Raw genomic sequence first — 14,597 nt, 5'->3', positions numbered from 1 at the left:
GCCGGCCTCAGCGGATCTCGGCCAGGTCGAAGACGTTGCCTTCGGGGTCGGCGAGGGTGATCCAGTGAGTGCCGTACTCGTCGTGCTCGTCGAGGCGCTTGGCACCGAGGCCGACCAGGCGGTCGAGCTCGGCAGACCAGTCCGCGGTGGCGAGGTCGACGTGCAGGCGGTTCTTGCCGTTGCGGGGCTCGGGCACCTGGACGAACATCAGCGTCGGCCCGTCCGCGGACCGGTTCACGGTGGCGAAGAACTCATTGCTGTCAGCATCGACCTTCGAGGACAGCACGTCGGCCCAGAAGGTGGCGAGGGCGCCGGCGTCGGCGCAGTCGAAGACGACGTTCTCAAGCGTGATGGACATGGATTTCAGCCTCTCAGTGTTGGATTCTTTCCCGACCCCGCCCCAGTCGCAGGGATTCGCTGGATCGGCCAGCAGATCTCGGTTCGGTAGGTGGTGGGATCGGGGTCGTCCCCCGGCCCGACGACATACAGCTCGCGGATCGGGCCCGGCGCGACCTCGCAGTGCTCGGCGACGTGCGTACCGAGTGCGCCGTAGCTGCGGTCGAAGTCGGTCAGCGGCCCGCTGTGGACGGCGATCGCGAAGAACCCGCCGGGCAGGTCGACGAGCTCGACCCCGTCGGCCGGCGCCTGGTCCGGCGCGACCGGCAGGAACGCGACGACCTCGCCCGCGTCCTCGGCGAAGAAGTCGTCGCTGTACGTCGCTCCCGCCGTAGCCGTGATGTCACCGGCGACCGCGTTGAGCCGGCCGAACGCGTACTCGCACCACGGCCCGATCCCCTCCCGCTCGACCCGATCGCGCACGCCGTACGCACGAAACGCGGGGATGAACCGGTATTCGACATCGAGCGCGGGCCGGCCGGGGGTGAGCAGCTCGCGCAACGAGACGACGACCTCACGGGTGTGCGCGAGCTCCTGCTCCATCCGCTCCAGGTGCGTCCGCAGCGTTTCCTCGCGCTTCGTGCCGTCGGTGGTCTCGACCAACTCGCGGACTTCCGGCAACGGCATCCGGAGCTCGCGGAGCCGGCGGATCAGCAACGCCGTCTCCACCTGAGCCGTGGCGTAGCGCCGGTAGCCGGACGAAGGATCGACCGTCGCGGGCGCCAGCAGGCCGATCTCGTGGTAATGATGCAGCGTTTTCACGCTCAGATGGGTGAGGCGGGAGAACTCGCCGACTGTCACCGTTGCCGTCATGCGACAAGCTTCCACCCTCCGGTAACCGGAGGGTCAACACGCAACTGCCCGCCTGAAAGATCAGGCGGGCAGTTGTTGGTGGAGAGGTCAGCCGCGGTAGCGGCCTATGACCTTGGTGTAGTCCCAGGGCTGCTGAGGGACGCCGCCGCAGGAGTCGGCCGGGCCGCCGGTGCACGGGCGGTCACGGTTGACCGACCAGAACGTGAAGCGCGCCAGGTGGTGCTCCGAGGCGTACGACAGCATCGACTCGAAGTCGGATAGGTTGACCCGCTCCCCGGCGACATCGGTGATCCCGTTCATCGACGAGATCCCGATCTTGCGGTACGCCGCGTCGTCGCTCAGCCCGTACGCCGACTTGACCTGGTTCTTCAGGCCATCGGCCGCCTGCCGGGTCAGCGTGCCCATGTTGTTCGACCCACCGCCGAAGTCGAACGGCATGATCACCCAGCCGTCCAGGTTCAGCGCGGAGGCCGCGCCCCGCCGGATCAGGTCCTGACCGTTGCCGTCCGGACCGGAGGTCGTCGTACCGAAGGTCAGGTACGTCGCGATGCCCGGGTTGTTCTGCTCGACGATCTTCAGCGCGTCGATCACCTTCTGCCGGACGGCGGCGTTGGCGAACTCCTGGTCCTCGATGTCGACGTCGATCGCCTTCAGCGACAGCGCGTTGATCACCTTCTGGTACGCGTCGGCCAGCTCGCTCGCACTGTTGCAGCTCTGCCCGAGCTTGTTGCCGGACCAGCCTCCGACCGACACCACGGCGTCACCGCCGTTGGCGCGGATCGTGTTGAGCGCCTGCTGATCCACACCACCCGTCAGCGGCCGGTTCCCGTCCCACTGAGGGTTGCAGTATCCGTTGGACAGGATGAACGCCATCGTGAACCACTTGACCCCGGTCGCGTTCATCACGGTCGCCGGGTTGGGCGGGCTGCCCCAGCCCTGGTACAGGTACGGCGCTGCCGCCATCGGCGCGCCACCGGCCGGCGGCGGTCCGTCGTCGGCCGCCGGGACGTTCCACTTCTGGTTCGCCGCACCGGTGCAGGTCCACAGCTGCAGCGGTGTGCCGTTGGCGGAGTTGTTGCCGGTGACATCGAGGCACTTGTTGGCCTGCGGGTTCACCAGATCGCGGCCGGACGTGTAGGTCCACTGCTGCGCGGCGCTTCCGTTGCAGGTCCACAGCTGGATCCGGGCACCGTTCGCGACCGAGCCGCCGCTGACATCGAGACACTTGCCGAGCGCGGTCAACGTGCCATTGGAGTTGCGGCTCCAGTTCTGCGCGCCGGTTCCGTTGCAGTCATAGAGCTGTACGGCGGTCCCGTCGGCAGTGTTGGCCGCGGCGATGTCGGCGCACTTGCCGGCCAACCCGGTGATCGTCCCGGTCGCCGCCTGCGCGGGTGCGGCCGTCATGAGCAGTCCCGCACCGAGCACCAGCGCCGCGGCGAGCGCCGCCACCCGGCGCATCAGACGGTCCACTTCTGATTCGCCGCACCCGTGCAGGTCCAGATCTGCAGTGGGGTCGCGTTCGCGGAATTGTTGCCGGTGACATCAAGACACTTGTTCGCCTGCGGATTCACCAGGTCTCTCCCACTCGTATAGGTCCACTGCTGGGCGGCAGTTCCGTTGCACGAATACAGCTGCACGCGAGCACCATCGGCGACCGATCCGGCGTTCACGTCGAGGCACTTGCCGAGGGCACGGATCGTCCCGTCACCCGGGCGCTCCCACTGCTGAGCCGCCGTACCGTTGCAGTCGTAAAGCTGTACGGCGGTCCCGTCGGCGCTGTTGGCTCCGGCGACGTCGATGCACTTGCCGGCCAGCCCGGTGATCGCCGAACCACCGCCGCCGCCACCGCCCTGCGTGCCGGACCAGGTGAAGGTCGCGGACGTCTTGGTGGGCAGTGTGTAGACGAACGACTGCGAGCCCCAGTTCACCCGCACCGACTGCGGGCTTCCCGTGGTGTTGAACGCGATCAGTGCCTTCGAACCGTCCGGGTTCTTCCAGGCCACGTTCTTCACCGAGTTGTTCGCGCTCGAGTCGATCCGCAGCGCACCCGGCTTCACGAACTTGGTCAGGTGGCCCATCGTGTAGTACTCGACCGTCTTGGTGACCTGACCGCGCTGGCTGTCGTTGCGGTGCACGGTGACGAGCCCGGTACAGACGTTGCAGCCGGCTCCGACGAACGGCAGGTGGTCCTCGTCGAGCGCGATGCCCCACTTCACCCACGACTTGTCCCAGTTGCGGGTGTAGTCGATCAGGTTGTTCATGTCCTCGACCTGCTGGTTCGGGATCCAGGTCCCGCCCGAGTGCTCGGTCATGTACGCGTTCACGTTCGGGTACTGGTTGTGGATCTGGGTCTGCAGGTTCACGTCGCCGCCGTACCCGTGCCAGGCGATGCCGCCGAAGTTCGGGTCGTTGCGCAGCCCGGCGTCCGCGATCGGGACCGAACCGAGGTCGTTGTAGTTGCCCCAGTTGTAGTCGAGGATCAGCACCTTGGTGGAGAGCCCGGCGGCGTGCAGCGCCGGGAACAGGTGGTTCTTGGTGAAGTTGAGCAGGCCCGCGCCGTTCCAGTTCATCGAGGCGTAGCCGGTGTTGTCGTTGCCGCAGCACGTCGGCTCGTTCTGCACCGAGATGTAGTCGATGTGGTTGCCCTGGGCCTCGTTCTGCTGGAGGTACTTGACGAAGTACTGCGCGTACAGCGGGTAGTACTCGGCCTTCAGCCAGCCGCGGTGGACGAAGTCGTTGTTGTCCTTCATCCAGGCCGGCGCGCTCCACGGCGAGCCCATCACCTTGACCGCCGGGTTGAGCTGCTTGGCCTGCTTGGTCAGCGGGACCACGTCCGCCAGGTCGTGGTTGATGCTGAAGTCGTTCAGGTCGCAGCAGGTGTCGTCGTAGGAGTAGTTGAAGCGGGCCAGGTCCGAGGCACCCATCGGGTTGCGGATGAAGGCCAGGCCGATGCCGTTGACCGGGTCGAACAGGTCCTTCATGACCTGGTTGCGGGTCGCGGCCGAGATCGTGTTGCTGCTGTTCAGCAACCAGGCGGAACTGTCGGCGAACGACGCGCCACCGCCCTCGAAGGACTGGTACGTCGTGTTCTCGTTGACCGTGATCGTCTGGTTGGCCGAGCCGCCGGCCGGGCCGAAGCTGATCGGGCTCTGCTGCTGCAGGCCACGGGTGACGTTCTGTCCGGCCGAGTCGTTCGTCGTGGTGAGCCAGATGTTGACCTGCTCACCGGCGGCCTGGGCCGGTGGGGCGGTGCCGAAACCGAGTCCGGCGGCGGCCACGCACAAGGCGGCGACCGCGACGGGCAGGAGGCGTTTCGCGGGCATGGGGCGGTTCTCCCTTGTTCTAAAGGGCTTTGAGGACAACAGGGAGTTGCCGGCGTCTGCCCGCGCCGCAACTGGTGGTCACCATGAGGTAACCATCGGTGAATCGTCGTGTCAACGCCGAACCGAGACTTTTTTCAGGTCTTTTATTTAGTCCCGGGCTTGACGTGAAAGCGTTCTCACAGCAAGCTGCGGCCAGGGTGTGTCCCCTCGTCCCCTGCAGTCGCGAGCAGGTGCTCGGCGCGGTGCATCGGCGTGCTGGAGCGAAGGTCTCGATGCGGAGCATCGTGGCCTTTGCGCCAGTGCGCCGAGGTGCCGTGCCGAGTGCCGCGCAGCACGCAGGGGACGAGGGGACACACCCTTAGCCTTCACTCCTGACGCCCCCCGTGAGAAATGAGGCATCCATGAAGCGTTCCCGTGTCGCGGCGCTCGTCGCGATCGGTGCCGCACTGGTCGGCACCACCCTCCTGCAAGCCCCCGCCCAGGCCCGTCAGCAGGCGCCCGCCGCGGCGACGGCGACGATCTGGGAGGACAACTTCGACGGCCCGTCCGGCCAGGCCCCCGACCCCGGCAAGTGGCGTTACGACATCGGCGGCTCCGGCTGGGGCAACGACGAGCGGCAGTACTACACCAACAGCACCCGCAACTCCGCCCTCGACGGCCAGGGCAACCTGGTGATCACCGCCCGCCAGGAGAACGGCGGCTTCCAGTGTCACTACGGCCCGTGCCAGTACACCTCGGCCCGGCTGCTCACCGCGCAGACGTTCACCCAGACCTACGGGCGGTTCGAGGCACGGATCAAGATCCCCAGGTCACAAGGGATCTGGCCGGCGTTCTGGATGCTCGGCGGCGGCAACTGGCCGGCCGACGGCGAGATCGACATCATGGAGAACATCGGCCGCGAGCCCGCGACCGTGCACGGCACGATCCACGGACCGGGCTACTCCGGTGCCGACGGCATCGGTGCCGCGTACAACCATCCGAACGGGTGGTCGTTCGCCGACGACTTCCACACCTTCCGGGTCGACTGGGAGCCGAACGCGATCTCCTGGTTCGTCGACGGAGTCCAGTACCAGCGCCGGACACCGGCCGATCTGAACGGCAAGACCTGGGTCTACAACCACCCGTTCTTCATGATCATGAACGTCGCGGTGGGCGGCTACTGGCCGGGCTACCCGGACGGCTCTACGGTGATGCCGCAGACGATGACCGTCGACTACGTCCGTGTCTCCACCCTCGGCGCCGGCTCCGGCGGATCCCAGATCACCGGACTGGCCAACAAGTGCGTCGATGTGGCGGCTGCGGGAACGGCGGACGGTACGCCGGTCCAGCTCTACGACTGCAACGGTACGAACGCCCAGCAGTGGACCCGGCCCGGTGACGGGACGATCCGGGCCCTGGGCAAGTGCCTCGACGTCAACGCCGGATCCCTTGCCGACGGGGCGAAAGTCCAGCTCTGGACCTGCAACGGATCCGGCGCCCAGCAATGGAACTACACCGCGGCCCGCGATCTGGTGAATCCACAGGCGAACAAGTGCCTCGATGTCACCGGCAACAACTCCGCCAACGCGACCCCGCTGCAAACCTGGAGCTGCGGCGGCGGTGCGAACCAGAAGTGGAACGTCTAACGCGCCGGAGGTAGCGCGCCTCCCTCGCGAAGCAACCGGAACACCGGAAGGGTCGCGGCGCCGAGAGCAACGGCGTCGCGGCCCAGCGCACACAGGACGATCGAGACCTGCTGATACGGCTGTCGCAGCGCGTGCTTGCCGACCTCTTCACGTAACTGGGGCAGGTACCGCTCACCGAGCAGCAGACCGGCCCAGCCACCGAGGACGATGCGTTCGGGGTTGACCAGGTTGACCAGGTTCGCGAAGCCGGCGGCGAGATACCCGATCGTGTCGGTGACGACCGTTGCCGCTACCTCCGACGTACTCGCGACCTCCAGCAACTCGACGAACGCCGTCTCCTCGTCGGCGGACAACCCGGATCCGCCCGCTTGGCGATAGCGATCCAGCACACCCTCGGCACCGACGTACGCCTCCAGGCACCCGATCGCGCCGCATCGGCACTGGCGACCGCCGTACGCGATCGTCATGTGGCCCCATTCGCCCGCGCTGCTTCGGGTTCCGCGGTAGCTCGAGCCGTCGGTGACCAGGGCCGCACCGACGCCGGAGCCGACCAGCGCGACCACCGCGTCGGTGGCTCCGCGGCCGGCGCCGTACCACATCTCGGCCTGGCCGAGCGTGTTCGCGCCGTTGTCCACCTGGATCGGAATATCGGTGCCCTCGGCAAGCATCTGCCCGATCGGTACGGCGTCCCAGCCGAGCGTCTGCGCATGCACGACGGCATCACCCTCGACGATGCCGGCCACCGCGACGCCGAGCCCGAGGACCAGCTCCGGGCGCACGCCGGCGGACGCGATCACGGTCGCAAGGCCTTCCAGCACGTGCTTCACGACGACCGACGGCTGCGGCTCCTCGATCGGGTGGTCGACGGTGGCCAGCACGTTCATGGCCAGGTCGAACAACTCGACCCGGACCCGGGTCTCGCCGACTTCGGCGCCGACGACGTACCGGAACGTCGGTGACACCCGCAGCAGGACGCGCGGCCGGCCGCCTTCGGACTCGACCGATCCGGCCTCCTCGACCACACCTTCGGCGATCAGCTCGCCGACCAGGTTGCTGACGCTCGCGGCGCTCAGCGAGGTCCGGACACTCAGTTCCTGGCGGCTCAGGGGACCGTCGCGATAGATGCTGGACAGGATGACCGACCGGTTGGACCGGCGCATGTCGCGCACAGTGGTCCGCCGAACATCCATGCCCTCTGCCCCTACCCGGTCCGGCCCCAGGCAGGCCGCTCGCCCAGAGTTCATCACGTCACTCCGGCGACCGGAAGAGGACCCTTCCTCCAAGTTGTGAACTAAGCAGCGATTCGTTACCCGCCCGTGATTGACGACTCCTCGTCCGCTCGGCTTCACTCTACGGAACCGCTTCCGAAACCGGTTCCGGCGATCAGCTGGAGCCTCACCCGCCCGAGGGGAGCCGTGCAGTGTCGATCACCATCGCCGATGTGGCCGCGCGTGCCGGCGTCAGCAAGACGACGGTCTCCCGCGTGCTCAACGGCAAGGGCGAGCTCGACCTGCGCACCGCCGAGCGGGTCCGCCAGGTGATCGCCGAGCTCGGGTACGTGCCGAGCGCCCGCGCGGTCGGTCTGGCCCGCGGCCGGACCCGGATCGTCGGCATGCTGGTCCCGTCGCTCACCTGGCCCTGGATGGGCGAGGTGCTGCAGGGCGCCGTCGACGTGGTCGAGAGCGAGGGCTACGGACTGCTGCTGTTCACCTTCAACCGGGGTGAGGAGTCGATGCACCAGTTCGCCTCGCAGGTCTCGGCCCAGTCGTTCGACGGCCTGCTGGTGATCGAGCCGGAAGGCACCCTCACCTACATCGAGCAACTCCACGCGCGCGGCCTGCCGGTCGTCCTGATCGACGACCGGGCCAAGCGCCCGCAGTTCCCGTCCGTCGCCACCACCAACTACGCCGGCGGCGAGTCCGCCGCCCGGCACCTGCTGGAACTCGGCCGTCGCCGGCCACTGGTGATCACCGGCGTCGAACGGTTCGGCTGCACCCACGAACGCCTGGACGGCTTCCGCGACATCTACGCCGAGGCCGGTTTCGAGCTCGACCGGAGACTCGTGTTCGAAGGCGATTTCACCCACGAGAGCGGGCGCCGCGGCGTCCAGCACGCGCTCGACCAGCGACTCGACTTCGACGCGATCTTCGCCCACAACGACCTCTCCGCCGGCGGCGCCATCCAGGCCGTCCGGGAGACCGGGCGGAACGTGCCGAACGACGTGTCGGTGGTCGGGTTCGACGACATCCCGTACGCCGAACACACCGAGCCGCCCCTGACCACGGTGCATCAGCCGATGCGCCAGATGGGCCAGGCGGCGGCCCGGATGCTGATGGGCTACTTCGGCGGCACCCCGCTGCCGGACGAGCCCCAAGTGCTGCCCACGACGCTGATCGTCCGCAGCTCAACCGCCCCGACCGTCACCACGAGGACCAGGCCCGCCCCGAGAACCCGGTCCCACTGAAGACTCCGGTGGCGGGACAGCTGCCCCTGTCCCGCCGCCGGCAGTAACCCCCCGATATCGATCCGTTAAGGCGTCCGCTCTTCCCATGAGAGCGTTCTCACGCCACGATGCACCTGCTCACGCGGCTCAGGCGTGAGCATCCGCCAACAGATACACAGGAGGAACCGATGCGAGCACGACGCACTGTCGCGCTGGCCCTGACGGGCCTGCTCGCGGCAGCCACCCTGGCTGCCTGTAGTAGCGGGGACGGGAACAACACCGGCAGCACGTCCGGCACCGCGGCCACCGTTCTGAACGTTGGCATGCCCAACGGCCCACAGACCGAGAACCACAACCCGTTCCTCGGCTCCTCCTCGGGCGCCTCACTGGGCTACCGCTGGATGATCTTCGAGCCGCTGGTGATGATCAACGGCATCAAGCCGACCGAGCCCGGCAAGCCGTGGCTGGCGACCGAGTGGAAGTGGGACGCGAACTTCACCAAGCTGTCGTTCACGATCCGCGACGGGGTGAAGTGGTCCGACGGCCAGCCGATGACGGCCGACGACGTCGCCTACTCGTTCCAGCTGCGCAAGGACAACGAGGGCCTGAACCAGGACGCGATCCCGTACGGCACGATCACCGCGTCCGGCAACAAGGTCGACCTGACCTTCACCCGGTCCCAGTTCACCAACCAGAACAAGATCCTGACCGTGTTCGTGGTCCCGAAGCACCAGTGGTCGACGCTGAAGGACCCGACCCAGGACACGCTGAAGAGCCCGATCGGCACCGGTCCGTACACGGTGAAGTCGTTCACCCCGCAGACGACCACGCTGACGCTGCGGGACTCGTACTGGCAGGACCTGCCGAAGGTCAAGGAGCTGCGGTACACGTCGTACAACGACAACAACGCGCAGACCACCGCGCTGGCCAACGGCGCGTCGGAGTGGAGCTTCGTCTTCGTCCCGAACGTGAAAGCCGTGTACCAGGACAAGGACCCGGCGAACCACAAGCTCTGGTTCCCGGCGAACCTCGGCATCCACGGCCTGTGGATCAACACCACCCGCAAGCCCTTCGACAACCCGGCGCTGCGGCGGGCGATGGACAAGGTAATCAACCGCGACGACATCTTCCAGCAGGGTGAGGCCGGCTACTTCTACCCGAAGGTCGAGTCCGTCACGGGCATCCCGACCCCGGCCGGTGAGTCGTTCATCGCGCCGGAGTTCAAGGACAAGAAGCACTCGGTCGACGTCGACGCTGCGAAGAAGGAACTGACCGACGCCGGCTTCAAGTTCGAGGGCGACGCATTGAAGGACCCGACCGGCAAGCCGGTGACGATCACGCTGACCGACCCGGCCGGCTGGTCCGACTACATCACCGACCTGGAGATCATCAAGGACAACCTGTCCACGATCGGCATCAAGGCGACCGTCGACAAGGCCAACCAGGACGCGTGGTTCAAGAACATCGACGAGGGCAACTTCGACGCCGCGATGCACTGGACCAACGGTGGTGCGACGCCGTTCGACATCTACCAGAACATCATGGACGGCAAGATCCTGAAGCCGGTCGGCAAGGGCGGCGTGAGCGGCAACTACGGCCGGTTCAACAGCCCGGAGGCGACCAAGGCGCTGGACCAGTACGCCAACGCCACCGACGACGCCGCCCGGACCACGGCGCTGAACACGCTGCAGAAGATCATGGTCGAGCAGATGCCGGTGATCCCCACCTCGGCGTCGAACGTCGGCGGTCTCTACAGCACCAAGAACTGGGTCGGCTGGCCGGACGAGCAGAACCAGTACGGGCCGGCTCAGCCGACCCAGCAGAACGCGCTGCAGATCGTCCTGAACCTGAAGCCCGCCGGCAGCCAGTGAGGCCGGACCGCGGGCGCCGGGCCATTCCTCTGGTCCGGCGCCCGCGGTGCCAATCCAGCAGAGAGACCCGATTCCATGACGGTGACCGACACCGAGGTGGTTCTCGAGGCCGACGGCCTCACCAAGCACTTCCCCGTCCGGCGGGGCGTCCGCGAGCTGCTCACCCGTGACCGCAAGGTCGTGCACGCCGTGGACGACATCAGGCTCACCCTGCGCCGGGGCCGGGTGACCGCGCTGGTCGGTGAGTCCGGCTCGGGGAAGTCGACCGTTGCCCGGCTGCTCGCCCAGTTGTACGGGCGGACATCCGGTGACATCCGGTTGCACGGCGAGACCATCACGGTCCGCGGCGGCCGCAAGTTCCGCGCGTACTGCCGCCGGGTGCAGATGATCTTCCAGGACCCGTTCGCCTCGCTGAACCCGACGCACACCGTGCGGTACCACCTGACCCGCTCGCTGAAGATCCACGGGCGCGACGGCGATCTGGAGCAGAACCTGCGCGACCTCCTGGTGCAGGTTCAGCTCACCCCGCCGGAGCGCTACCTCGACAAGTTCCCGCACGAACTGTCCGGCGGCCAGCGGCAGCGCGTCTCGATCGCCCGCGCACTTGGCGCGGACCCCGAGGCGCTGCTCGCGGACGAGCCCGTGTCGATGCTCGACGTGTCGATCCGGCTCGGCGTACTCAATCTGCTCCGTGACCTGAAGGAGCGGCTCAACCTCGCGATCCTCTACATCACCCACGACATCGCGTCGGCCCGGTACTTCGCGGACGAGACGCTCGTGATGTACGCCGGTCGCATCGTCGAGGGCGGTGACTCCGAAACCGTCACGCAGAACCCGGCACATCCGTACACCCGCCTGCTGATCGAGAGCGCTCCCGACCCCGATCGGCTGGACCGCGTGGGTGATCCACGCGCTCCGGAGGACCAGGGCAGCGGCGAGCCGCCGAGCCTGATCGTGCCGCCGTCCGGGTGCCGCTTCCACCCGCGCTGCGTGCACGCGATGCCGAAGTGCTCGACCGACCTTCCGCCCCGCTTCGACCTGCCCGCGAACGACGGTCACTGGGCGGCCTGCTGGCTCTACGAGGAAGGAGCGGCCAAGTGAAGTTCCTGCTGCAACGGATCGCCTTCTACCTCTTCACCGCGTGGGCCGCGCTCACCATCAACTTCTTCATCCCGCGGCTGATCCCGGGTGACCCGGTCACCTCGCTGATCAACAAGTTCCAGGGCCAGATGAGCACCGAGGCGATCAACTCGCTGTACGTGCTGTTCGGCCTGGACAAGAACGCGTCGCTGTGGAGCCAGTACGTCGACTACTGGGGGCAGGTGTTCCATGGCGACCTCGGGTTGTCGTTCACCTTCTTCCCCACGCCAGTCTCGGAGATCCTCCGGCAGAGCCTGCCGTGGACGATCGCACTGGTCGGCATCACCACGTTCGCCAGCTTCATGATCGGTACGTCGCTCGGCGTCCTGGCCGGCTGGCGACGCGGCTCCTGGCTGGACGGACTGTTGCCGGTGACAACTTTCCTGTCGTCGATCCCGTACTTCTGGCTCGGGCTGCTGGCGATCACGCTGCTGGCCGGCCCGAACAGCATCTTCCCGTCGTCGGGTGGGTACGAGCCGGGCCTGGTGCCGTCCTGGAACGGTGAGTTCATCGGCAGCGCGATCCAGCACAGCCTGCTGCCGGCGGTGACGATCCTGATCTCGTCGGTCAGCGGCTGGATCCTCAGCATGCGGAACATGATGGTGACGGTCGCGTCCGAGGACTACATCACCGTTGCCCACGCCAAGGGTCTGCCCGAGCGCCGGGTGATGGTCGGCTACGCGGCCCGCAACGCGCTGCTGCCGAACGTGTCCGGCTTCGCGCTGGCACTCGGCTTCATCGTCGGCGGCACGCTGCTGGTCGAGATCGTCTTCTCGTACCCGGGCATCGGCTACAACCTGTTCCAGGCCGTGGGTGCGAAGGACTACCCGCTGATGCAGGGCGTGTTCCTGGTGATCACGCTGTCCGTGCTGGTCGCCAACCTGATGGCCGACATCGCGTACCTCCTGCTCGACCCGCGTACCCGGAAGGAGGGCTGATCACCGTGTCAGCGCCAGCCAGCACCATCACCGCGGTCACGCCGGAAGGTCCCGAGGTCGCCGCGGCACCGGCCAAGCGGCGCCGGTTGCGGTTCGTCGCCAACCCCAAGGCCGCGACCGGCCTGATCGTGCTCGGGTTCTTCTGCCTGATCGCGATCATCGGCCCGTGGATCGCGCCGTACGACCCGTCCGCCCGCAGCAGCGACCTGATCCAGCCGCCGTCCGGCGAGCACTGGTTCGGGACCACGCATCTGGGGCAGGACATCTTCAGCCAGGTCCTGGTCGGCACTCGCGGCGTGATGTTCGTCGGCCTGCTGGCAGGCATCGTGGCGACCGCGTTGTCGATCCTGATCGGCGTCAGTGCGGGCTTCCTCGGCGGCGCCGCGGACGAGAGCCTGTCGGCGCTGTCCAACGTGTTCCTGGTGATCCCGGCACTGCCGTTGATCATCATCGTCGCCTCGACGATCCCTTCGGCCGGCGATCTCATGGTTGCCCTGGTCATCGGTTTCACGTCGTGGGCGTGGGGTGCGCGGGTGCTGCGGGCACAGACGCTGTCGCTGCGGCGGCGTGACTACGTCGAGGCCGCGCGGGCGACGGGTGAGAGTACCTGGCGGATCATCACCGCCGAGATCATGCCGAACCTGACCGCGATCATCGCCTCCGGCTTCGTCGGCACGGTGATCTTCGCGGTGATGTCCGAGATCACCCTGGCCTTCATCGGCATCTCGACGATCTCGGAGTGGAACTGGGGCACGATCCTGTTCTGGGCGCAAAGCCAGCAGGCCCTGGCTCAGGGAGCCTGGTGGTGGTTCGTCCCGGCCGGCCTCGCGATCGCGATCCTCGGTACGGCGCTGTCGCTGATCAACTTCGGGATCGACGAGTTCGTCAGCCCGCGGTTGCGCAGCAGCGGTCACACCCGGGTGAAGACCAAGGACGGTCACTCGGTCCGGATGCGAGTCGGCTTCACCCCGGTGCTCGGTGACAAGGCCACGCCCGTGACCCCCGTCGTACGGCGCGAGGAGGACGCGGCATGAAAGAGCCCGTGCTGGAGATCAAGAACTTCCACGTCGACTACGGCCTCGGCGACGAGGCGGTGCAGGCGGTCCGCGATGTCACGCTGACGCTGCATCGCGGCGAGGTGCTCGGCCTGGCCGGCGAGAGCGGCAGCGGGAAGTCGACACTCGCGTACGGCGTGACGCGACTGCTGCCGCCTCCGGGCGTGATCAGCGGCGGCTCGGTCGTCTACCACCCGCCGGGCGGGGACGCGTACGACGTGATGGCGCTGACGGACCCGGAGCTGCGCAAGTTCCGCTGGGCCGAGACGTCGATCGTCTTCCAGGGCGCGATGAACTCGCTGAACCCGGTCCACAAGGTCTCGACCCAGATGCTCGACGTGATCAAGGCGCACGAGCCCCAGCTGAGCGCGCAGGCCCGGGTCGCCCGGGCCCAGGAGATGCTCAAGCTGGTCGGCATCTCGGCCGACCGGATGGACGCGTACCCTCACCAGCTGTCCGGCGGCATGCGGCAACGCGTGATGATCGGGATGGCGCTCGTACTGGAACCGCAGATCGTGATCATGGACGAGCCGACCACCGCGCTCGACGTGGTGATGCAGCGGCAGATCCTGGCCCAGCTGGTCGAGTTGCGTGAGCGGCTCGGGTTCTCCGTCCTGTTCATCACCCACGACCTGTCGTTGCTCGTCGAGTTCTCCGACCGGATCGCGATCATGTACGGCGGCCGGATCGTCGAGGAGGCACGTTCGGCCGATCTCTACAAGGACTCGTTGCACCCTTACAGCGAAGGGCTCCTCAAGTCCTTTCCGGCGCTGCGCGGTGTCCGCAAAGAGCTCGCCGGGATCCCGGGTTCGCCACCCGACCTGCGCGGGATGCCGTCGGGCTGTTCGTTCCACCCGCGCTGCCCGCACGCGTTCGACCGCTGCTCGGCGGAGATCCCGCTGCTGGGCATCCCGTCGGCGCGCAATGATCCCAGCCGGTCCGTCGCCTGCTGGCTGCCCGGCCGGGCTCCGGCTTACATCTCTGAAGGGTGAC

Annotated in this window: 12 protein-coding genes; 7 read left to right on the top strand and 5 right to left on the bottom strand. The window is 67.4% G+C overall.

All coding sequences use genetic code 11. The features are described from left to right. Nucleotides 1–7: 7 nt before the first annotated feature. The 4 genes from ACZ3HV_RS14885 to ACZ3HV_RS14870 form a co-directional block, all read right to left on the bottom strand. A complete protein-coding gene (locus ACZ3HV_RS14885) occupies nt 8–358 on the bottom strand; it encodes a VOC family protein (RefSeq protein ID WP_465684526.1) in 351 nt (116 codons plus the stop codon). A 5-nt stretch (nt 359–363) separates the two neighbouring features. Beyond that, nucleotides 364–1,209 (bottom strand): MerR family transcriptional regulator, encoded by an 846-nt coding sequence (locus tag ACZ3HV_RS14880; protein WP_465684524.1) that lies wholly within the window; start codon nt 1,207–1,209, stop codon nt 364–366. A gap of 87 nt (nt 1,210–1,296) precedes the next feature. Beyond that, a complete protein-coding gene (locus tag ACZ3HV_RS14875; protein ID WP_465684522.1) occupies nt 1,297–2,667 on the bottom strand; it encodes a ricin-type beta-trefoil lectin domain protein in 1,371 nt (456 codons plus the stop codon). After that, nucleotides 2,667–4,532: a ricin-type beta-trefoil lectin domain protein gene (locus tag ACZ3HV_RS14870; protein WP_465684520.1), complete on the bottom strand. Its 1,866-nt coding sequence runs from the start codon at nt 4,530–4,532 to the stop codon at nt 2,667–2,669. Before ACZ3HV_RS14870 ends, ACZ3HV_RS14875 begins: the two co-directional genes overlap by 1 nt. Before the next feature lie 401 nt (nt 4,533–4,933). On the opposite strand from ACZ3HV_RS14870, the gene ACZ3HV_RS14865 reads away from it, so the two are divergent. After that, the gene (locus tag ACZ3HV_RS14865; RefSeq protein WP_465684518.1) at nt 4,934–6,157 is read left to right on the top strand and encodes a family 16 glycosylhydrolase; all 1,224 of its coding nucleotides are present in this window, start codon (nt 4,934–4,936) and stop codon (nt 6,155–6,157) included. Here the strand turns inward: ACZ3HV_RS14865 and ACZ3HV_RS14860 are convergent. Then, entirely contained in the window at nt 6,154–7,347 is a 1,194-nt protein-coding gene (locus ACZ3HV_RS14860) for an ROK family transcriptional regulator (RefSeq protein ID WP_465684516.1), read from the bottom strand. The genes ACZ3HV_RS14865 and ACZ3HV_RS14860 overlap by 4 nt on opposite strands. Before the next feature lie 230 nt (nt 7,348–7,577). On the opposite strand from ACZ3HV_RS14860, the gene ACZ3HV_RS14855 reads away from it, so the two are divergent. From ACZ3HV_RS14855 to ACZ3HV_RS14830, 6 genes are all read left to right on the top strand, one after another. After that, nucleotides 7,578–8,621 carry a LacI family DNA-binding transcriptional regulator gene (locus ACZ3HV_RS14855; protein ID WP_465684514.1) on the top strand — a complete coding sequence of 348 codons (1,044 nt, stop codon included), beginning with the start codon at nt 7,578–7,580 and terminating at the stop codon, nt 8,619–8,621. Nucleotides 8,622–8,788: 167 nt separating this feature from the next. Further along, a complete protein-coding gene (locus ACZ3HV_RS14850) occupies nt 8,789–10,471 on the top strand; it encodes an ABC transporter substrate-binding protein (protein WP_360377878.1) in 1,683 nt (560 codons plus the stop codon). 75 nt (nt 10,472–10,546) lie between these two features. Beyond that, nucleotides 10,547–11,572, top strand: a complete 1,026-nt coding sequence (locus ACZ3HV_RS14845; RefSeq protein ID WP_465684511.1) for an ABC transporter ATP-binding protein — start codon at nt 10,547–10,549, stop codon at nt 11,570–11,572. Beyond that, the gene (locus ACZ3HV_RS14840; RefSeq protein ID WP_465684509.1) at nt 11,569–12,549 is read left to right on the top strand and encodes an ABC transporter permease; all 981 of its coding nucleotides are present in this window, start codon (nt 11,569–11,571) and stop codon (nt 12,547–12,549) included. Before ACZ3HV_RS14845 ends, ACZ3HV_RS14840 begins: the two co-directional genes overlap by 4 nt. A gap of 5 nt (nt 12,550–12,554) precedes the next feature. Continuing rightward, the gene (locus tag ACZ3HV_RS14835; protein ID WP_465684507.1) at nt 12,555–13,583 is read left to right on the top strand and encodes an ABC transporter permease; all 1,029 of its coding nucleotides are present in this window, start codon (nt 12,555–12,557) and stop codon (nt 13,581–13,583) included. Beyond that, a complete protein-coding gene (locus tag ACZ3HV_RS14830; protein WP_465684505.1) occupies nt 13,580–14,596 on the top strand; it encodes an ABC transporter ATP-binding protein in 1,017 nt (338 codons plus the stop codon). The genes ACZ3HV_RS14835 and ACZ3HV_RS14830 overlap by 4 nt, the downstream gene beginning before the upstream one ends. Nucleotide 14,597: the final 1 nt, after the last annotated feature.

The organism is Kribbella sp. NPDC020701, from assembly GCF_055562215.1.
The sequence above is the reverse complement of the archived record's forward strand: the minus strand, read 5'-3'. Positions and strand labels throughout refer to the sequence as shown.

Excerpts from the sequence above, each read along its gene's own strand:
- ACZ3HV_RS14885 (WP_465684526.1), bottom strand. The coding sequence starts at position 358 with ATGTCCATCACGCTTGAGAACGTCGTCTTCGACTGCGCCGACGCCGGC.
- ACZ3HV_RS14880 (WP_465684524.1), bottom strand. The coding sequence starts at position 1,209 with ATGACGGCAACGGTGACAGTCGGCGAGTTCTCCCGCCTCACCCATCTG.
- ACZ3HV_RS14875 (WP_465684522.1), bottom strand. The coding sequence starts at position 2,667 with ATGCGCCGGGTGGCGGCGCTCGCCGCGGCGCTGGTGCTCGGTGCGGGA.
- ACZ3HV_RS14870 (WP_465684520.1), bottom strand. The coding sequence starts at position 4,532 with ATGCCCGCGAAACGCCTCCTGCCCGTCGCGGTCGCCGCCTTGTGCGTG.
- ACZ3HV_RS14865 (WP_465684518.1), top strand. The coding sequence starts at position 4,934 with ATGAAGCGTTCCCGTGTCGCGGCGCTCGTCGCGATCGGTGCCGCACTG.
- ACZ3HV_RS14860 (WP_465684516.1), bottom strand. The coding sequence starts at position 7,347 with ATGGATGTTCGGCGGACCACTGTGCGCGACATGCGCCGGTCCAACCGG.
- ACZ3HV_RS14850 (WP_360377878.1), top strand. The coding sequence starts at position 8,789 with ATGCGAGCACGACGCACTGTCGCGCTGGCCCTGACGGGCCTGCTCGCG.
- ACZ3HV_RS14845 (WP_465684511.1), top strand. The coding sequence starts at position 10,547 with ATGACGGTGACCGACACCGAGGTGGTTCTCGAGGCCGACGGCCTCACC.
- ACZ3HV_RS14830 (WP_465684505.1), top strand. The coding sequence starts at position 13,580 with ATGAAAGAGCCCGTGCTGGAGATCAAGAACTTCCACGTCGACTACGGC.